The sequence below is a fragment of the Micromonospora sp. NPDC023966 genome (assembly GCF_040639095.1).
GTDB lineage: Bacteria > Actinomycetota > Actinomycetes > Mycobacteriales > Micromonosporaceae > Micromonospora.
Genome location: NZ_JBEZZJ010000001.1, coordinates 436,244 through 455,189, shown reverse-complemented (window position 1 = coordinate 455,189; position 18,946 = coordinate 436,244). Strand labels below are relative to the sequence as shown.

General features: G+C 72.7%; 18 protein-coding genes. 5 read left to right on the top strand and 13 right to left on the bottom strand.

Features of this window, described 5'->3' with window-relative positions; genetic code table 11:
* Positions 1-132 precede the first annotated feature (132 nt).
* Entirely contained in the window at positions 133-972 is an 840-nt protein-coding gene (locus tag AB0F68_RS02155; protein ID WP_357332225.1) for a hypothetical protein, read from the bottom strand.
* 176 nt (positions 973-1,148) lie between these two features.
* On the opposite strand from AB0F68_RS02155, the gene AB0F68_RS02150 reads away from it, so the two are divergent.
* Both AB0F68_RS02150 and AB0F68_RS02145 read left to right on the top strand, forming a co-directional pair.
* Positions 1,149-2,231, top strand: a complete 1,083-nt coding sequence (locus AB0F68_RS02150) for a Glu/Leu/Phe/Val dehydrogenase (protein ID WP_357332223.1) — start codon at positions 1,149-1,151, stop codon at positions 2,229-2,231.
* A gap of 301 nt (positions 2,232-2,532) precedes the next feature.
* Entirely contained in the window at positions 2,533-2,751 is a 219-nt protein-coding gene (locus AB0F68_RS02145; protein ID WP_091315761.1) for a DUF3073 domain-containing protein, read from the top strand.
* Between the two features lie 142 nt (positions 2,752-2,893).
* Here AB0F68_RS02145 and amcA read toward each other — a convergent pair whose 3' ends face one another.
* The 5 genes from amcA to AB0F68_RS02120 all read right to left on the bottom strand — a co-directional run bounded on the left by amcA (position 2,894) and on the right by AB0F68_RS02120 (position 7,561).
* On the bottom strand, positions 2,894-3,130 hold the full coding sequence (gene amcA, locus AB0F68_RS02140) for a multiple cyclophane-containing RiPP AmcA (RefSeq protein WP_357332221.1): 237 nt from the start codon (positions 3,128-3,130) through the stop codon (positions 2,894-2,896).
* Entirely contained in the window at positions 3,099-4,202 is a 1,104-nt protein-coding gene (amcB, locus tag AB0F68_RS02135; RefSeq protein WP_357332870.1) for a cyclophane-forming radical SAM peptide maturase AmcB, read from the bottom strand. The genes amcA and amcB overlap by 32 nt, the downstream gene beginning before the upstream one ends.
* A 124-nt stretch (positions 4,203-4,326) precedes the next feature.
* Positions 4,327-5,481: a phosphoribosylformylglycinamidine cyclo-ligase gene (purM, locus tag AB0F68_RS02130; protein ID WP_357332219.1), complete on the bottom strand. Its 1,155-nt coding sequence runs from the start codon at positions 5,479-5,481 to the stop codon at positions 4,327-4,329.
* Between the two features lie 59 nt (positions 5,482-5,540).
* Positions 5,541-7,070, bottom strand: a complete 1,530-nt coding sequence (purF, locus tag AB0F68_RS02125; protein WP_357332217.1) for an amidophosphoribosyltransferase — start codon at positions 7,068-7,070, stop codon at positions 5,541-5,543.
* Between the two features lie 167 nt (positions 7,071-7,237).
* Positions 7,238-7,561, bottom strand: a complete 324-nt coding sequence (locus AB0F68_RS02120) for a sterol carrier family protein (RefSeq protein ID WP_357332869.1) — start codon at positions 7,559-7,561, stop codon at positions 7,238-7,240.
* 187 nt (positions 7,562-7,748) lie between these two features.
* Here AB0F68_RS02120 and AB0F68_RS02115 point away from each other — a divergent pair, with 187 nt between their 5' ends.
* Complete coding sequence (locus tag AB0F68_RS02115) at positions 7,749-9,815, top strand: carboxypeptidase regulatory-like domain-containing protein (protein ID WP_357332215.1); 2,067 nt, start codon at positions 7,749-7,751, stop codon at positions 9,813-9,815.
* A gap of 121 nt (positions 9,816-9,936) precedes the next feature.
* On the opposite strand, the gene AB0F68_RS02110 is transcribed toward AB0F68_RS02115, so the two are convergent.
* The 4 genes from AB0F68_RS02110 to purS all read right to left on the bottom strand — a co-directional run bounded on the left by AB0F68_RS02110 (position 9,937) and on the right by purS (position 14,410).
* Positions 9,937-10,686: a 2-phosphosulfolactate phosphatase gene (locus AB0F68_RS02110; RefSeq protein ID WP_357332868.1), complete on the bottom strand. Its 750-nt coding sequence runs from the start codon at positions 10,684-10,686 to the stop codon at positions 9,937-9,939.
* A 10-nt stretch (positions 10,687-10,696) separates the two neighbouring features.
* The gene (gene purL / locus AB0F68_RS02105) at positions 10,697-13,399 is read right to left on the bottom strand and encodes a phosphoribosylformylglycinamidine synthase subunit PurL (protein WP_357332213.1); all 2,703 of its coding nucleotides are present in this window, start codon (positions 13,397-13,399) and stop codon (positions 10,697-10,699) included.
* Positions 13,400-13,466: 67 nt separating this feature from the next.
* A complete protein-coding gene (purQ, locus tag AB0F68_RS02100) occupies positions 13,467-14,150 on the bottom strand; it encodes a phosphoribosylformylglycinamidine synthase subunit PurQ (RefSeq protein ID WP_357332211.1) in 684 nt (227 codons plus the stop codon).
* Positions 14,147-14,410 carry a phosphoribosylformylglycinamidine synthase subunit PurS gene (gene purS / locus AB0F68_RS02095; RefSeq protein ID WP_030332194.1) on the bottom strand — a complete coding sequence of 88 codons (264 nt, stop codon included), beginning with the start codon at positions 14,408-14,410 and terminating at the stop codon, positions 14,147-14,149. Before purS ends, purQ begins: the two co-directional genes overlap by 4 nt.
* 470 nt (positions 14,411-14,880) lie before the next feature.
* Between purS and AB0F68_RS02090 the strand changes: the two genes are divergently transcribed.
* Together AB0F68_RS02090 and AB0F68_RS02085 are read left to right on the top strand one after the other, a co-directional pair.
* Positions 14,881-15,564: a DUF1986 domain-containing protein gene (locus tag AB0F68_RS02090; RefSeq protein WP_357332209.1), complete on the top strand. Its 684-nt coding sequence runs from the start codon at positions 14,881-14,883 to the stop codon at positions 15,562-15,564.
* 129 nt (positions 15,565-15,693) lie between these two features.
* Complete coding sequence (locus tag AB0F68_RS02085) at positions 15,694-16,155, top strand: YbjQ family protein (protein ID WP_357332207.1); 462 nt, start codon at positions 15,694-15,696, stop codon at positions 16,153-16,155.
* A gap of 10 nt (positions 16,156-16,165) precedes the next feature.
* Here AB0F68_RS02085 and purB read toward each other — a convergent pair whose 3' ends face one another.
* The 3 genes from purB to AB0F68_RS02070 are packed head-to-tail and all read right to left on the bottom strand — an operon-like array spanning position 16,166 to position 18,926.
* The gene (purB, locus tag AB0F68_RS02080) at positions 16,166-17,587 is read right to left on the bottom strand and encodes an adenylosuccinate lyase (RefSeq protein WP_357332205.1); all 1,422 of its coding nucleotides are present in this window, start codon (positions 17,585-17,587) and stop codon (positions 16,166-16,168) included.
* Between the two features lie 59 nt (positions 17,588-17,646).
* The gene (locus AB0F68_RS02075; RefSeq protein ID WP_357332203.1) at positions 17,647-18,411 is read right to left on the bottom strand and encodes a hypothetical protein; all 765 of its coding nucleotides are present in this window, start codon (positions 18,409-18,411) and stop codon (positions 17,647-17,649) included.
* On the bottom strand, positions 18,408-18,926 hold the full coding sequence (locus tag AB0F68_RS02070; RefSeq protein WP_355664689.1) for a SigE family RNA polymerase sigma factor: 519 nt from the start codon (positions 18,924-18,926) through the stop codon (positions 18,408-18,410). Before AB0F68_RS02070 ends, AB0F68_RS02075 begins: the two co-directional genes overlap by 4 nt.
* Positions 18,927-18,946 lie beyond the last annotated feature (20 nt).

The following is an 18,946-nucleotide window of genomic DNA, read 5'->3' as shown; positions in this document are numbered from 1 at the left end:
ATGAACCATGCCCGATTTTTACGACTTTTATGCCGCAGAAACTACCTTATTCGGACTCATGATCACGGTTCGTGATGCGTCAACTACGAGACACTCTCGCATCGAGGGGTCTCAACCTGGGCAAACCCGGCCTTAGTTGCAACGCTCCAGCAGCTGCACGGCACGCCACCGGGCGACCAGCTTGTCGTACGCGGCCGAGGCCTCCTCCGCCTCGCCGCGGGAGAGCCCGGCCAGCCCGGCAGCGACCAGCTCGGTCGAGTCGTCGGCGGAGAGCGTCCCGTCCGGCAGCAGTTGCACGAGGCCGCCGTAGTCGAGTTCCACCACCGAGCGCGGGTGGAACTCCTCCAGCCAGCGGGCGGCCTCCTCGACCGCCTCAGTGATCGGGGCCTCGCCGACCGACTTGCGCAGCACCGACAGCGCCCGGGAGGACCGGCGGCGCGCCTTGGAGATCTCCGTCCGGTAGCGCAGCGCCCGCCGCTCCGGCTCGGTGACCAGGTGCCGCTCCTGCGCGTCGAAGAGCACGAACCAGCGCAGCGGCACACCCCAGGTGGCGATCTGCTCGTGCACCCGGGGCACCCCGTGCTCCAGCACCCGCGCCCCGCTGCGCCAGTCCTCCACGACCGCCTTGGCCTGGCCGGCCAGGACCGGCGGCACGAACGCGTCGGCCAGCACCGAGGGCACCCCGTCGCGGGCGCTCAGCGCCGCCTCGGCGACGCGGATCCGCAGGTTCCACGGGCAGACCAGCAGGGTGTCGTCGGTCTCCAGGACGTACGCCTCGTCGGGCAGGTCGGGCAGCCGGGTCCAGCCGGCGCCCAGCGCCTCGATCACCGCGGTCCGCTGCCGGACCGGCCCGTCCAGCGGGGCGACCGCCCGGCCCTCCTTCACGTAGCGGCGCCAGAACGACTGGCGGTCGCGATCGAAGGCGGTCAGCGGCTCGTACACGCGCAGGTATGAAGCGAAGAGCGACGGCACGGCGCGATCCTCCCACGAGACGGGACTTGTCCGCCGCCGCCGTCACGAGCCGCCGTGACGTGCGCGACAGTACGGCTGGGCCCCGATATTAGGCTCAGCAGCACCGGCACCATCCCGCCGGCGTGTCATCAGGTTTCCGCGCCCCACAAGGACGCACACCGAAACAGGAGTCAGCCATGGGCGTATTCGCCAGCACCGACGACCCGGGATCCACCGGTCACGAACAGGTCGTGTTCTGCCAGGACAAGCAGTCCGGCCTGAAGGCGATCATCGGGATCTACTCCACCGCGCTGGGCCCGGCCCTCGGCGGCACCCGGTTCTACCCGTACGCCAGCGAGGAGGAGGCCCTCGCCGACGTCCTCGACCTGTCCCGGGGCATGGCGTACAAGAACGCCCTGGCCGGCCTCGACCTCGGTGGCGGCAAGGCGGTCATCTGGGGCGACCCGGAGCAGATCAAGAGCGAGGCGCTGCTGCGCGCCTACGGCCGCTTCGTGGAGTCCCTGGCCGGTCGCTACTACACCGCCTGCGACGTCGGCACCTACGTGGCCGACATGGACGTGATCGCCCGGGAGACGAGCTACGTCACCGGCCGCAGCGTCGAGCACGGTGGCGCCGGCGACTCCTCGGTCCTCACCGCCTGGGGCGTCTTCCAGGGCATGCGGGCCGCCGCCGAGCACGTCTGGGGCGCTCCGACGCTGGCCGGCAAGCGGGTCGGCGTGGCCGGCCTGGGCAAGGTGGGCAAGTACCTCACCGGCCACCTCTTGGAGGACGGGGCCGAGGTCGTGGCGACCGACGTCAACCCGCGGGCCCTGGAGTGGGTGCGCACCACCCACCCGCAGGTCACCCTGGTCGACGACACCGCCGCGCTGGTCGCCTCCGACATCGACGTGTACGCCCCGTGCGCGCTGGGCGGCGCGCTGAACGACGACACGGTGCCGGTGCTGCGCGCGAAGGTGGTCGCCGGTGCGGCCAACAACCAGCTCGCCCACCCGGGCATCGAGAAGGTCCTCGCCGACCGGGGCATCCTCTACGCCCCGGACTACGTGGTGAACGCCGGTGGCGTGATCCAGGTCGCCGACGAGATCGAGGGCTTCAACTTCGAGCGCGCCAAGCTGCGGGCCACCCGGATCTACGACACCACGCGGGAGATCCTGCGGCTCGCCGATGACGAGGGCGTCCCGCCGGCGGTGGCCGCGGACCGGCTCGCCGAGCGCCGGATGGCCGAGGTCGGCCGGCTGCGCACGATCCACCTGCGCTGAGCGTCACCCGGGGGCGGGCCGCCCGGTCCGCCCCCGGGCCGCAGCGCCTCGGGCGCCGGCGCTAAGCTGGGCTTTGGGATGCTTTCTGCCGGTTTGACCGCTGTCACGGCCGTCCCGGTCTCCGCTCCTTACCGGGTACAATTTGTGACGGCCGGATCACTGCGACGCGCAGGGCCGGTTGACGGTAACCCGAGGTGCCGAACGGTGGCATCCCCATGTACCGTAAGAGCCACGAGAGATGCCTGACGTCATCGGGGCCCGCCTTCGGGCTGCCCCGCATTCTGTGCGAGGGGGTCGAGCCATGGGGCGCGGCCGTGCTAAGGCCAAGCAGACGAAGGTGGCCCGGGAGTTGAAGTACCACTCCCCGAACACCGACCTCACCGCCTTGCAGCGCGAGTTGGCGGGTGCTGGTGGGAAGTCTGAGCAGCACTTCGACGACGACTACAAAGAGTATGTCGACGACGATGATGAGGATCACGCGGACGACGACCCGGACACCTGGGTCCGTCCGACCCGCTGACCTCCGGTCGCATCTGAGCACGCGGTGACTCCCCGCGTGCTCACGCATGTGCCATCCGACGCGGCGCACCGACGATCAGGGGACCCACCGTCCCGGAGCCACTCCGGCAGACCGGCAGGCCCCTGATCGCGGCCGTGCACCTTCAGCGGGGTCGGTTGTTCCAGTTGTAGAACGTCGGGATGTTCTCGAAGTGGTTCCAGGCGCACACCGCGCTGGCCCCGTCACCGCCCGACACCTCCGCCCGCAGGATGCGCGCGGCCTCGGCCTCCTGGAGAAGTGCGGTCAACCCGACGGCGGCTTCCCGCACCCGGTCCGCGATCGGATCGGGGTCGGCTCCTCCGACGCGCTCAGGCTGCCGGTGACTCGTGGTCTCGGGCATGCTCCAACACTCCCTCCAGTAGGCGGATCTTGCTGTTGCGGCAGTGCTCGGTCTCCGTACCGTCGAAACGCCCCAGCTCGAAGTAGCGGTTGGCCGCGTGGCCCCCGCCGCAGAAGCCGAAGTAGGGGCAGGACGACCGGCACGCCTCCACGCCGGTGAGGAACTCGCCCACCCAGGGGGTGCGCCCCGCGCCGGCCAGAATCTCGGCCAGCGGGGTGGTCAGCACGTTACCGCTGCTGAAGTCGCCGTAGTGGGGGTCGGTGAAGCCGGCCAGCTCCGGGGAGAGCACCACCACCGAGCCGTCGTGGGCGACCGTGGGGATCGGGTCGAGCCGGCGCGGCAGCAGGTCCTCCGCCGAGCCGGCCAGCACGGCGCCGGCGTAGCGCAGCGACCACTCCACCTCGCGGAGGTGGATCCGGGGATCCCGGCGCCAGGCGCCGACCAGTTCCGCCCAGAACCCGGTCACCGCGGCCGCGTCCCGGGCGTTGGTGCGGGTGTTGACGCCCTCGGTCTCCTCGATGTTGATCCCCAGCACGTCGCAGCCGAGGTCGAGGAAGTAGTCGTAGAGCTCGGTGGCCAGCCCCGGCTCCGGCCGGGAGACCACGGCCAGCGCCGAGAACGGCAGCCCGTGCTGGCGCAGCGCCGCCACCCCGGCCACGATCCGGTCGTACGCCGGCCGGCCGCCCCGGGTGACCCGCTCGCCGTTGCGGCCCCGGGGGCCGTCCACGCTGACGCTGACCCGGATCCCGTGCTCGGCGAAGAACGCACACCAGGCGTCGTCGATCAGCGTGGCGTTGGTCTGGACGTGGTGCTCGACCGCCGGCCCGAACGGGGCCAGCAGGGCGGCCAGATGCTCACGGCCGGCCGCGAGCGGCTCCCCGCCGTGCCAGACCACCGAGAAGCGCCCGGAGGCCGCCCAGGGGTTCACCGAGGCCGCCACCGCCTCGGCGACCGGCACCGGCATCCGCCGGTCGGCCGCCCGCAGCGGCAGGTAGCAGTAGACGCAGTCGAGGTTGCAGAGCGTGGTGGGCTGCATCACCACGTACGAGGGGACAGCGGCGATGCCCCGCATTCCGGTGTGCGTACGCGCAGCCATCAACCCTCCCCCGCCTAGCCTGAACCGACCTTCAGGCTAGGCGGCGGTGGCTACTCGGGTGAACCCCCGATCAGGTGCCCGGATGATCACCGGAGAGTGATCACCCGCGGGTGTGCTGACCGATCATCTGCACGTTGCCGGAGCCCTCGATGATCTCGCCGGCCTGCCAGGCGTCGACGCCGCGGCCGGTCAGAGTGGCCAGCGCGCGGTCCGCGTCCTCGGCGGAGACGACGGCGAACATGCCGACGCCCATGTTGAACGTGGCCTCCATCTCCGGGTCCTCGATCCGGCCCTTGGACTGGATCAGGTCGAAGATCGGCTGCGGCTTCCAGGTGGAGCGGTTGACCACCGCGTCGACGTGCTCCGGCAGGACCCGGACCAGGTTGCCCGGGATGCCGCCGCCGGTGACGTGGGCCAGCGTCCGCACCTCGGCCTCGGCGATCAGCTTGAGGCAGTCCTGCGCGTAGATCTTGGTCGGGGTGAGCAGCTCCTCGCCGAGGGTCCGCTGCCGGCCGAAGTCGTCGATCACCACGTCGAGCCGCATCCGGCCGGCGCCCAGCAGCACGTGGCGGACCAGCGAGTAGCCGTTGGAGTGCAGGCCGGAGGAGCGCATGGCGATCACGACGTCGCCCACCTCGACCCGCTCCGGGCTGAGGATGTCGCTCTCCTCCACCACGCCCACGCCGGTGGCGGAGATGTCGTACTCGTCGGGGCGCAGCACGCCCGGGTGCTCGGCGGTCTCGCCGCCGAGCAGGGCGCAGCCGGCGTAACGGCAGCCGTCGGCGATCCCGGCGCCGATCTCGGCGACCTTGTCCGGGACGACCTCTCCGGTGGCGATGTAGTCGAGCAGGAAGAGCGGCTCGGCGCCGCAGGCCACCAGGTCGTCGACCACCATGGCGACCAGGTCGATGCCGACCGTGTCGTGGATGTCGAGCTGCTGGGCGATCACCAGCTTGGTGCCCACGCCGTCCGTGGAGGAGGCCAGGATCGGGTTCTTGTATTTCTTGGTGTCCAGCCGGAACAGGCCGGCGAAGCCGCCCAGGTCACCCATGACCTCCGGGCGCCGGGTCTGCCGGACCTTGGACTTCAGCAGCTCGACCGCGCGGTCGCCCGCCTCGATCGACACCCCGGCGTCAGCGTACGAGACCGAGCGTTTGCGCTGCGTACGGCCGGACCCCGCCGACCAGGGCTGGCGGTCGCCGCCGGCGTCCGTCGGGCTGGATCCTGCGCCGCTGCGCTCGGACACGTGCGTCACGGTTCTCCCCTTTGTGGTTCCCGCGGGACCGGTTTGCGGCCGGCTCCGCGTCGGTGGTGCTACGGGTGGTTGCTCGGCGTGGCGACGAGCGCGGCGGTGGTTACGGCGGTGGGCTCGGACGCCTCGGCGGCGACCCGGCGGCCCACTCCTTCGAGCACGTGCTTGCCGATCAGGTTCCCGGCCGGCAGCTCGATCGGGTATTCCCCGTCGAAGCAGGCCCGGCAGAGGCGGGTCTTCGGCTGCTCGGTGGCGGCGATAAGACCGGGGAGTGACACGTAGCCGAGCGTGTCGGCCCCGATCGAGCGCCGGATGCCCTCGTTGTCCAGCCCGTTGGCCAGCAGCTCGGCCCGGGTGGCGAAGTCGATCCCGTAGAAGCAGGGCCACCTGACCGGCGGCGAGGAGATCCGGACGTGGACCTCCAGCGCCCCCGCCTCGCGCAGCATCCGCACGATGGCCCGCTGGGTGTTGCCCCGGACGATCGAGTCGTCCACCACCACCAGGCGCTTGCCGCGGACGTTCTCCCGCAGCGGGTTGAGCTTGAGCCGGATGCCGAGCTGGCGCAGGGTCTGCGAGGGCTGGATGAAGGTGCGCCCGACGTACGGGTTCTTCATCAGGCCCTGGCCGTAGGTGATGCCGGACTCCTCGGCGTAGCCGATCGCGGCCGGGGTGCCGGACTCCGGCACCGGGATGACCAGGTCGGCCTCGACCGGGTGCTCCCTGGCGAGCTGGCGGCCGATCTGCACCCGGGCGGAGTGCACGTTCCGGCCGGCGATGGTGGCGTCCGGGCGGGCGATGTACACGTATTCGAAGAGGCAGCCCTTGGGCTCCGGGGCGGCGAACCGGCTGGACCGCAGCCCGTCCTCGTCGATGGCGATCAGCTCGCCCGGCTCCACCTCGCGGACCACGCTCGCGCCGACGATGTCCAGCGCGGCGGTCTCGCTCGCCACCACCCACCCGCGCTCCAGCCGGCCGAGCACCAGCGGGCGGACCCCGTGCGGGTCGCGGGCCGCGTAGAGGGTCGACTCGTCCATGAAGACGAAGCTGAACGCGCCGCGCAGCTGGGGCAGCACCTCCAGGGCGGCCGCCTCGACGGAGAGGTCGGGGCGGCTGGCCAGCAGCATGGTGACCAGCGAGGTGTCGTTGGTCGAGCCGTCGGAGTCCACGCCCCGCTCGGCCACCTCGCGCTGGAGCTCGGCGGTGTTGACCAGGTTGCCGTTGTGGGCCAGCGCGATCGTCGTGCCGGCGCTGGTGGCCCGGATGGTCGGCTGGGCGTTCTCCCAGGTCGACCCGCCCGTGGTCGAGTAGCGGGCGTGCCCGATGGCCACGTGCCCGCGCAGGCTGGCCAGGGTCGGCTCGTCGAAGACCTGGGCGACCAGGCCGAGGTCCTTGTAGACCACCACGCCCGAACCGTCGCTCACCGCGATGCCCGCGGCCTCCTGGCCGCGGTGCTGAAGGGCGTAGAGCCCGAAGTAGGTCAGGTTTGCGACCTCTTCCCCCGGCGCCCAGACGCCGAAGACGCCGCAGGCGTCCTGGGGGCCGGGTCGCTGGGGGTCAAGGTCGTGGCTCAGCCGGCCATCGCCTCGGGGCACCTGCCGCTCCCTCTTGCTGGGGTCTGGACTGGCCTGGCGGAGGTCGGGGGCAAGCTCCGCACGGTGGGCCGGGGACCGTCGTCGCCTCACAGTGTACGCGAACAGCAGTCGATACCGACAGTCACGATTCGCCCGCAGAGCGTGATCGTACGGGGCCGTCGCCGCAGCTAGAGCGGAAGGTGGTCGGACAGGTCCGCCCGGATGCCGGACACGCGTACGCGACCCTGGGTGACGGCCTCCGCCCAGCCGAGGCGGCCGGTGGCCAGCGCCAACCAGGTCGGCGGGTCCATTTCCACCACATTCGGAGGCGTTCCGCGGGTGTGTCGCGGCCCCGCCACGCACTGCACCGCGCCGTAGGGTGGAACCCGCACCTCCACCGATCGGCCGGGGGCGCGCTCCGCGAGGACGGCCAAGAGGGTACGGACCGCCTCCCGGAACACCGGCCGATCGGGCGTACGCCCCTCATCCAGCGCCGTCAACGTTGCCGCCACGGCGGCCGAATAAGTGTGCGGAGAGGACACGACGGGACGATACGACCCCGCTGCATCGCGCTCGACGCTGGCCCTGGGTAGAGATGATCCGGTCAGACAAGGCATAGTTGCCGACGGCGTATTCGTACCGTGAGTGATCACCCGGCCGGACCGGCCGGCGGGAGATCAGACCCGGAAGGCGGTGGACGTGTCAACACACCGACGTGCCTGGAAGCAGCGGGCCGGTGTGGTCGTAGCGCTGGTCTTCGGCGCGCTGCTCGCCGTCCCCGCCACACCCGCCCTGGCGGCTCCCAGCATCAGCAACGTGTCCGCCTCGCCGAACTCGGTGGAGGCCGGCGGCTCCGTCAAGGTGACCTACAACCTCAACTTCACCGACCCGCTGGCCAGTGCGGACGTGTCGGTCACCTCCAGCAACCCGAAGCTCAACTGCGTCGACGGCTGTTCGCGTGGCCGGGTCAACCAGAACGGCACCTTCGACGCCACCTTCCGGGCTGCCTCCGACGCGCCGAACAGCTCCGCCACGATCACGATCAAGGCGACGGATTCCAACGGGCCGAACAAGCAGGACGAGTCGGCCACGGTGATGGTGACCCTGGTCGCCAAGGCTCCTCCTACCCCGCAGACGGTCAAGTCGGTCTCCGGCAAGGTGGTCATCTCCGACAACGGCGAGCCCATCGCGGGTGCCCTCGTCATGCTTCGGGACAGCCAGAACAAGCAGCGCCAGACCAACACGGACGGCAGCGGCAACTTCAAGTTCACGGGCTCCGCCTCGGATCCCATCGCGCCGGGCCGGATCGACCTGGGCGCCTCCAAGGACGGCAGCACCCCCGGCACCAAGTCGATCAATGCCAGCGCCGGCCAGGCCCTGACCGGGCTCCGGATCAGCGTGCCGATCAAGGTCGAGGCCAGCCCGAGCCCCAGCCCGTCGGCCAGTGAGGAGCCCCTGCCCAGCGACGAGGCAACCGACGAGGCGACGGACGAGCCGGCCACCGAGGCGCCCGCCGCCCAGCAGCCGGCCGCCAACGAGGACTCGGGTGGCTTCGGTTCCTGGCTGCTGATCCTCCTCGGCGGCCTCTTCGTCGCCGTCGGTGTGGGCACCATCGTGCTGCTCTACATGCGCCGCAAGAACGAGGACGGCGACGGGGACGACCCGAACGGGCCGGTCGGCCCCGGTGGCCCAGGTGGCCCGGTCGGGGCGGCCGGCGCGGTGCCGGGTGCCCGGGGCGCCTACCGGGGCGCCGACGACCAGACCCGGGTGGTGAACGGCATGGGCGCCGGAGCGGCGCCGACCATGATCGGCGGCACCTCGCTCAGCGACGCGCCGACGATGATGCACCGCCCGGTCGTGGACGACGTCCCGCCGGACCCGTACGGCGCGCCCCCCGGACCCGGGTACGGCGCCGCGGCCGGCCAGGCCGGCTGGGCCGGCAACGGCTACGGCGACGAGGCTCCCGGTCAGGGCGGCTACGGCGGCAACAACGGCTACGGCAATGCCCCCTCGTCGGGTGGCGGCTACGGCACGGCGCCGTCCTCGGGTGGCGGCTACGGCAGCCGGGACTACGGCGCCGGCGCCGCCGGCTACCCGCCCGCCCAGCCCGGCGGCTACGGCAACGAGCGCTACGACGAGCCCACCGGCCGCTACACCGGTGACAGCACCCAGTACGCGCCGCCCGCCGACCCGTACCCGACCAGCACCTACCAGCCGGACCAGGGACGGGGCTACGACCAGCCCGGCCAGGCCCAGTACGGCCGCGGCCCGGAGCCGGCCGGCAACGGCTACGGCCCCGGTGGCGGCTACGGCGCTCCGGCCGGTGGCTACGACAACGCTCCCGCGGGCGGCTACGACGGCGGACCGAGCGGCGGCTACGACGGCGGACCGAGCGGCGGCTACGACAGCGGACCGGCCGCTGGCTACGACAGCGGCCAGACCGGTGGCTATGACAGCCGCCCGGGCGGCTACGACGCCGGCCAGCAGGGTGGCTACGACGGCGGCCAGCGGGGCGGCTACGACGGTTACGACCAGCGCGGCGGCTACGGCGGCGGCGACGGTTACGGCCAGCCCCAGCAGGGCGGCTACGGCCAGCAGGGCGGCTACGGCCAGGAGCAGCAGCCGCCCCAGCAGCGCGGCGGTGGCTATGACAAGCAGGGCCACGACCAGGGCGGCTACTACGCCGACCCGGCCGAGGCCGGCCGGGCCCGACCGGACGCCCCGCAGGAGCGCGGCGGTCGCCGCCTGGACTGGCTGGACGACTGACCGCCGGGGCGCGAGCGCCCCAGAGCACGACCGAGTGGCCGCCCGCTGAGCCGGGCGGCCACTTCGCGTAGGAGCGGGCATGGGGCTGCCCGGCGACATCGCGCGAGGGTTGTCAGCGGTTTCAGGCTGCGGCGAAGTAGCCGTGGCGCAGCACCGGCACCACGTCGGAGACGCCGACCTCGACGGCGACCTCCACGTCCTCGGCGAAGCCGCCCTCGACGAGTTCCCGGCCGGAGACGCACCCCCGGACCGCCGCCGGTACGTCGGGCGTGCTGGCCAGGGCGGCCAGGGCCATGGCCGCCTCCACGGAGAGCCCGCCCGGAACCCCGGAGAGGGCGTCCAGCACGCTGGCCGCCCCGAGCTGGTCCTCCACACCGGGGCGCAGCGACCCGTCCGGCCAGCGCTCACCGGCGGCCACCACACCCACGGGGGCGTCGTTCGAGCCGTACCCCTGGGCCCGGAGCCAGCGCCCGACGGCGGGCGCGTTCCGAAGGCACGCCGCGATCACCGGCACGCCGGTGGCGCTCGCGGCGGCGCTGATGGCCGAGCCGTTCGGCGACGGCAGCACCAGGTCGGCGACGACCGGCGCGGTCCGCAGCGCCGCCGGGGAGAGCGACCACGGGTGTTCCGGGGTCGTCTTCCGGCGGCCGACCGCGGCGACGGCGCCGACCCGGCGGGCGTAGTCGGCTGCCTGCTCGCCCCACGGGAACGGGTGCACGCGCATGCCGCGGCTGACCGCCACCTCCACGGCGGTGGTGAACGAGAGCACGTCCACCACCACCAGGGCGGCGCAGACCCGGCCGAGTTCCGCGGCCCCGCTCAGCCCCCAGTCGAACCGGGCACCGGCGCCGGGCTGGGCGAAGACCGCCAAGGCCAGGGCCTCAGCGCTGATCCGGGGCCGGGCGCTGGTCCGGGTCACCGGTGGCCGTCGCGGAGCCGTCCGGGCCGGACCCGTCCTCGGAACCGTCGGTCGTGGTGGCTGCGGCCTCCGGAGCCTCGTCCGCCGGGTCGTCGGTCACCGGAGCGTCCGTCACCTCCGCGGGCACGGTCGCCTCGGTCCCGGTCTCCGCTGCGGCGGAGCCGGCCCGCGCGATCGGCTCGGCGTCGACCTCGGCCGGGTCGACGTCGACCGGCTGCTCGGCGGTGGCCGGCAGGACGGTGGTGGTCCCGGTGCGGGTGGCCTCCACCTCCACCCGGGCCGCCTCCGCGCCGCCGAAGAGGCGCGGCAGGGTGGCGGTGTGCGCCTCGCGCAGCTCGTCGAGGCCGATCCGGAACTGGCCGTGCACCTCCAGGGCGCCGCCGGCCGGGTCGGTGACCCCGATGAACTCCCACGGCACCCCGCGCTCGGCGCAGAGGGCGGTGAACGCCTTCTCGCGCCCGCGCGGCACCGACACCAGCACGCGGCCGGCGGACTCGCTGAACAGGAAGACGAAAGGCATCGAGCCGTCGGCGAAGTGCTCCGGCAGCACGACCCGGGCGCCGACCCCGCGCCGCAGGCTCGACTCGACCAGGCTCTGGGCGAGACCACCGTCGGAGAGGTCGTGCGCGGAGCTGAGGTGCCCGACCCGGGCCGCGTCGGCGAGCAGCTCGGCGAGCTGCCGCTCGCGGGCGAGGTCGACCTGCGGCGGGATGCCGCCGAGGTGCTCGTGGGTCACCCAGGCCCACTCGGAGCCGGAGAGCTCGACGTGCGTCTCGCCCAGCAGGAAGAGCTGGTCGTGGTCGCCGGCCGGCCGCGGCACGAAGCCCATCGGCACCCGGTCCGCGACGTTGTCCAGCACGCCCAGCACGCCGACCACCGGGGTCGGGTGGATGGGCGCCGCGCCCGTCTGGTTGTAGAAGCTGACGTTGCCGCCGGTCACCGGGATGCCCAGCTCCAGGCAGCCGTCCGCCAGGCCGCGGACGGCCTCGGCGAACTGCCACATCACGCCCGGGTCCTCCGGCGAGCCGAAGTTGAGGCAGTTGGTCACGGCGATCGGCTTGGCGCCGGTCACCGCCACGTTCCGGTACGCCTCGGCCAGTGCCAGCTTCGTCCCGTGGTACGGGTCGAGGCGCGCGTACCGGCCGTTGCCGTCGACGGAGAGGGCGACGCCGAGGCCGGTCCGCTCGTCGATCCGGATCACGCCGGAGTCCTCCGGCTGGGCCAGCACGGTGTTGCCCAGGACGTACCGGTCGTACTGCTCGGTGACCCAGGTCTTGTCGGCCAGGTTCGGCGACGCGATCATGCGGAGCAGGGTCTCCCGGAGCGCCTCCGGGGTGCTCGGCCGGGGCAGCGTCTCGGCCCGGTCGGCCTGGAGCAGGATCAGGTCGGCCGGCTCGCGCATCGGGCGGGCGTAGACCGGGCCGTCGTCGACCAGCGAGCCCGGCGGCACGTCCACCACCAGCTGGTCGCGCCAGGTGATCAGCAGGCGGCCCGGCTGGCCGTCCGGCGACGGCGCGGTGACCTCACCGATCGCGGTGGCGAGCACGCCCCACTTCTCGGCGGTCTTGAGCACCGCCTCCAGCTTGTCCGGCGTGACCACCAGCAGCATCCGCTCCTGGGACTCGCTGGCCAGGATCTCGTGCGGCTCCATCGAGGGCTCGCGCAGCGGCACCCGCTCAAGCCAGACCCGCATGCCGGTGCCGGCCGCGGCGGCCGTCTCGGTCAGCGCGCAGGTCAGGCCGGCGCCGCCGAGGTCCTGGATGCCGACGACCAGCTCGGCGTCGTACAGCTCGAGGCACGCCTCGATGAGCAGCTTCTCGGTGAACGGGTCACCCACCTGAACGGCCGGGCGGCGCTGCTCGCTGCCCTCGTCGAAGGTGGCGCTGGCGAGCACCGACACGCCGCCGATGCCGTCCCGGCCGGTCTTGGCGCCCATCAGCACCACGACGTTGCCCGGCCCGGCTGCGGCCTTGTTCTGCAGCCGGGACACTGGCAGCACGCCGAGGCAGAGCGCGTTGAGCAGCGGGTTGCCCTGGTAGCTGGGATCGAAGACGAGCTCGCCGCCGATGTTGGGCAGGCCGAGGCAGTTGCCGTAGCCGCCGACGCCGGCCACCACGCCGGGCAGCACCCGGGCGGTGTCCGGGTGGTCGGCCGCGCCGAAGCGCAGCGGGTCCATCACGGCCACCGGGCGGGCGCCCATGGCGAGGATGTCCCGGACGATGCCGCCCACGCCGGTCGCCGCGCCCTGGTACGGCTCGACGAAGCTCGGGTGGTTGTGCGACTCGACCTTGAAGGTCACCGCCAGCTCGTCGGAGACCTGGACCACGCCGGCGTTCTCGCCGATGCCGGCCAGCAGCCGGTCGCTCGGCGGGGCCTTCTCGCCGAACTGGCGCAGGTGCACCTTGCTCGACTTGTAGGAGCAGTGCTCGCTCCACATGATCGAGTACATGGCCAGCTCGGCCTGGGTCGGCCGGCGGCCGAGGATGTGCCGGATCCGGTCGTACTCGTCGTCGCGGAGGCCCAGCTCGGCGTAGGGCTGGAGCTCCTCGGACGTGCCGGCGGCCCGGGGCACGGTGTCCACACCGAGGGCCCACTCGTCGGCGGGGCCGGCCTGCGGCACCACGCCCGGCGTCTCCCGCAGGGCCGGGTCCGGATGGGTGGTCATGACCTCTCCTCGCTGCGCTCGCCGCCGTGGCGGCGGGTGAGCCGACCGATGATGCCGCCGCGTACGGTCACGCCGGGGCTCCCACCAGGTGCTTGAGCACCGAGGTGAAGAAGCCGAGACCGTCCAGGGAGGGGCCGGTGAGCTCCTCCACCGCGTGCTCGGGATGCGGCATGATGCCGACCACGTTGCCGGCGTCGTTGGTGATCGCGGCGATGTCGCGCTGCGATCCGTTGGGGTTGCCGCCGACGTAACGGGCGACGACGCGGCCCTCGGCCTCCAGCCGGTCCAGGGTCGCCGGGTCGGCGACGTAGCAGCCCTCGCCGTTCTTGACCGGGACGAGCACCTCCTGGCCCGGCTGGAACGTGTTCGTCCAGGCGGTGCCGACGGCCTCGATCCGGAGGACCTGGTCCCGGTTGCGGAAGTGCAGGTGCTGGTTGCGGGTGAGCGCGCCGGGCAGCAGGTGGGCCTCGCAGAGGATCTGGAAGCCGTTGCAGATGCCGAGCACCGGCAGGCCGCCGCGGGCGGCGTCGACGATCGTCTCCATCACCGGGGCGAACCGGGCGATCGCGCCGCAGCGCAGGTAGTCACCGTAGGAGAAGCCGCCGGGCAGGACGACCGCGTCCACCCCGTGCAGGTCCGGGTCGCCGTGCCAGAGCCGGACCGGTTCGGCGCCGGCGATCCGGACGGCCCGGGCCGCGTCCCCGTCGTCGAGCGAGCCGGGGAACGTCACCACACCGACCCGGGCGGTCACGAGCGGGCGTCCGCGGTCTCGTCGGCCTCGACCAGGCGGACGGTGAAGTCCTCGATGACCGGGTTGGCGAGCAGCTTGTCGGCGATCTCCCGGGCCCGGTCCAGGTCCGGTTCACCGGTGAACTCGATCTCGATCCGCCTGCCGATCCGGACCGAGGCGACGTCGCTGACGCCGAGCCGGGGCAGCGCGTTTGCGACGGCCTGGCCCTGAGGATCGAGGATCTCGGGCTTGAGCATGACGTCGACGACGACGCGAGGCACGGGGCACTCCTGACTGTGTACGCAGTTGGGTGCCGGCCCACAACGGGCGAGCGGAGCCAGCCTACCTGGCAGATACCGTCCCGCCCGAACCGGCCGGGGCCGGGTCAGGCAGTGATCGGCGTGACCGCCTGCGGGGACGGAGGGCCGATGCGCGTTCGTTGCGGCGTCGATACGAATTCGTTGCCCGGCGTGGCGGCCAGGTCGGGGCGGAAGGGCTCTCACCTGGCATTTCGCCGCACCGCGCCGGCGGTCGGACCGGTTTCCGACAGGCGGGGCGGCGGACCGGCCCCGACCGGTGCGTAACATCGCTTGATTTCGATTTAACTCTTGTGACGAACATCCGCCCACCCTTAGCATGCATCGTCCGACGTCGATGAACTCATCGGCTCCCGCCGCTGGGTCCACCCCGCCCGGCGGCACCACGATCTGCCCGGCGATCCCGGGCCCCCCCCGCAGAAGGAGTCCCCGACATGCGTCTCCGTCCCCTGCTCGCCGTGCTGACCACCGCCCTCGCCGGCGTGCTGGCCACCGCCTCCGGCGCCGCCGCCGCACCGGCCGGCCCGCAGCCGATCATCGGCGGCAGCACCGTCTCGTCCGCCCCGTGGGCAGCCGCCGTGTTCAGCAACGGCTCCTTCACGTGTTCCGGCAGCGTGATCGCGTCCCAGTGGGTGCTCACCGCCCGGCACTGTGTCAGCGGCTCGATGTCGGTCCGGGTCGGCAGCGTCTACTACGCCTCGGGCGGGGTCACCCGCACCGTCTCCGCCTCCTACACCCGCTACGACCTGGCCCTGCTCCGGCTCTCCAGCGCGGTCAGCACCTCCGCCGTGACGCTGGCCAGCAGCAACCCGCCGGTCGGCTCCACCAACTCGATCTACGGCTGGGGCATGACCTGCTACAGCGGCTGCGGCGCATCTCCCCAGCTCAAGACCGCCACCGTGCAGGTGACCAGCACCAACGCCACCGACGCCTACGGTGGCCAGGCGATCCGCAGCACCCGGATCAACGGCAACGCCTGGCGGGGCGACTCGGGCGGCCCGCAGTTCTACAACGGCCGGCAGGTCGGCGTGGCCTCCACCGCCGACGGCTCCAGCATTCAGAACTACGGCAGTGTCGCGTACAACCGGGCCTGGATCACCTCGGTGGCCGGTGTCTGACGGTTAGCGCCGGTGCGGCGCGGATGGGTCGGTGGCATCCCGACCGTCCGCGCCGCGCCGTTTTGCAGCATCCGATCAGGTGAACACGGCTCACGAACCGGCCGCCCGGTGGCTGACAGCATCGGAAGCGTGCTGGTCGTGACGACGGATCAACTGCCCGGCTACGAGATCCGCCAGATCCTCGGGGAAGTGGTCTCCTCGATGGCGAGGACCCGCAACCCGTACCGCGAGGGGGTCAAGAACCTGCGCGGTGGCGCCTACGACCCGATGGCGCCGGACAACCTGACCCGCTGGCGTACGGACTCGGTGGCCCGGCTCGGCGAGGAGGCGCAGCGGCTCGGCGCGAACGCGGTGATCGGCATGCGCTTCGACAGCCGGGACTGCGGTGAGATGTGGATGGAGATCTGCGCATACGGGACGGCGGTGATCGTCGTACCCAAGATGCCCGACGTCATGCCGCCCGACCAGCCGATGGTCGCGGCCGAGACCGCCCACGACCCGGAGATCGCCTCCGCCCCCGGCGGCATCGCCGAACCGGCCAGCGCCCCCAACCTCCGAACCGCGGCCGAAACCCCGACCCCCGGCTCCTGACGGCCTGCCGTCAGAGGATGGGCGGCGGAGAGTAGGCGGCGGCCTCCGGGTGGGCCTGGACGATCTCGGAGATGCGGGCGGTCACCCGGTCGACCTGGGCGCCGGCGGCGCCCACGAAGGCGTTGCGATCGGCGACCAGGGCGTCGATCTCGGCCCGGGTCAGGCCCAGCCGACCGTCGGCGGCGAGGCGGTCGAAGAGGTCGTTCTCGGGGGCGCCCTTCTCCCGCATGGCCAGCGCCACGGCGACCGCGTGCTCCTTGATCACCTCGTGCGCGACCTCCCGGCCGACGCCCCGGCGCACCGCCGCCACGAGGATCTTGGTGGTGGCCAGGAAGGGCAGGAAGCGCTCCAGCTCGCGGTTGATCACCGCCGGGTACGGGCCGAACTCGTCGAGCACGGTGAGGAACGTCTGGAACAGCCCGTCGGCGGCGAAGAAGGCGTCCGGCAGGGCCACCCGGCGGACGACCGAGCAGGAGACGTCCCCCTCGTTCCACTGGTCACCGGCCAGCTCGCCGACCATCGACAGGTAGCCCCGGATGATCACCGCGAAGCCGTTCACCCGCTCCGACGAGCGGGTGTTCATCTTGTGCGGCATGGCGCTGGAGCCCACCTGGCCCGGCTTGAAGCCCTCGGTGACCAGCTCCTGGCCGACCATCAACCGGATCGTGGTGGCCAGCGACGACGGCGCGGCGGCGACCTGGGCCAGCGCCGAGAGCACGTCGAAGTCCAGCGAGCGCGGGTAGACCTGGCCGACGCTGTCCAGCACCCGGGCGAAGCCCAGGTGCTCGGCGACCCGGCGCTCCAGCTCGGCCACCCGGTCGGCGTCGCCGTCGAAGAGGTCCAGCTGGTCGGCGGCGGTGCCCACCGGCCCCTTGGTGCCGCGCAGCGGGTAGCGGTCGATCAGGTCGGTCAGCCGCTCGTACGCGATAAGCAGCTCCTCCGCGGCGGAGGCGAAGCGCTTGCCCAGCGTGGTGGCCTGCGCGGCGACGTTGTGCGACCGGCCCGTCATCACCAGGCCGGAGTATTCGTGGGCGTGCCAGGCCAGCCGGGCCAGGGTGGCGACGATCCGGTCCCGGATCAGCTCCAACGAGGCCCGGATCTGGAGCTGCTCGACGTTCTCGGTGAGGTCCCGGGAGGTCATCCCCTTGTGCACGTGCTCGTGCCCGGCGAGCGCGCTGAACTCCTCGATCCGGGCCTTCACGTCGTGCCGGGTGACCCGCTCACGCTCCGCGATCGAGGCCAGGTCCACGTCGTCGACCACCCGCTCGTACGCCTCGACCACCCCGTCCGGCACCGGCACGCCGAGGTCCCGCTGGGCCTTCAACACGGCGAGCCAGAGCCGCCGCTCCATACGCACCTTCTCCTCCGGCGACCAGAGGGCGACCAGCTCGGGCGAGGCGTAGCGGTTGGCGAGCACGTTCGGGATCGTCACGGCCCCATTCTCCCGTACGCGCCGACCAGCACTCCGGTCACCCCGAGCCGGCCGACCCGTCAGGGCAGGGAGAGCGCCGGGTCCAGGGCGATGGCGGTCATCTCCGCAGCGGTGAGCAGGAACTCCTCCGAACGGCTCATAGCGTCCACGCGCACCCGCGTCCCGTCCGGCCGGAAGACGTCGACCGTCCGGTCGCCGGGGCGGATGACCGGCTGGCCGGGAGCCTCGTACCGGGCCTCCAGCTCCATGACCCTGATTCGCTCACCGTTCGGCCCGAGTGACGTCCCGCAGGCCCGCTCGGGTCCCCGGCAGCCCACGGGCTCCGCCGGCTGGCCGGCCTTCGGCCTGCTGATCTCGATGGAGAGGCGGGCCCGGACGTCACCCCGGACCGCCACCCCGGCGCCGATCCACCCGGACGCGGACAGGTGCGAGAACCGGTTGACCGGCCAACTCGGCTCGGCCACGGCGGGTCCCGACCACTCCGCCATGTTGTTCTCCCGCCCGCCCCCGGGCAGCCACCGCAGCCCTGGCGCGGCGCGGTCGAGCGCGGCCAGCATCGCGGTCCTGACCCGCGCCTCGGGCGTCTGCTCGGCGACGCTCGTCCCAGGGGACCCGGCGATCACCGGGCCGGTGGCGGTCGGGCCGCCGGTGACGACCAGGCCGCCGCCCACCGTGACCGCGAGCACGGCTGCGGCGGACATCGCGTACGCCCCGGTGCGGCGGCGCCGGGCCCGCCGCGTCTCCCGCCCGATGATCTGATCGAGATCGATCGCCGGGGGCGGCGGTGCGCCGATCGCTTCATCGAGGATCTGCTGGTAGGTCATGCTCGCCTCCCGTACTCCATGGCCATCTCGTTCCCGGCGAGCAGGCGCAGGTGCTCCAGCGCCCGGGCGGCCTGGCTCTTCACCGTCCCGGTGCTGACGCCGAGGATCTCCGCGGTCTGCTCGACCGACAGGTCGCAGTAGAAGCGCAGCACCACCACCGCCCGACGCCGTGGCGCGAGCCGGCCGAGCAGGTCCCAGAGCAGCTCGCGGTCGGCCAGCGTCGGCTCCCCGCTTCCGGGGTCCGGCTGGTCGGGCAGGTCGTCGCTGCTGCGTTCCCGACGCCACGGCCGCCGGCGCTCGTCCAACCAGGCGTGGGTCAGCACCCCGCGGACGTACGCGTCGACGTTGTCCGCCGCCCGCACCCGCCGCCAGTGCCGGTAGAGCCGGCCGGCGGTGATCGACACCAGGTCGTCCGCCGTGTGCCAGTCCCGGCAGAGCAGGTACGCCGTCCGGCGCAGCGGATCCAGCCGGGCGGCCACGAACTCGCGGAACTCGTCCTCGTCGCGCCGGTTCACGCCGCGGAACCCGTTGCTCG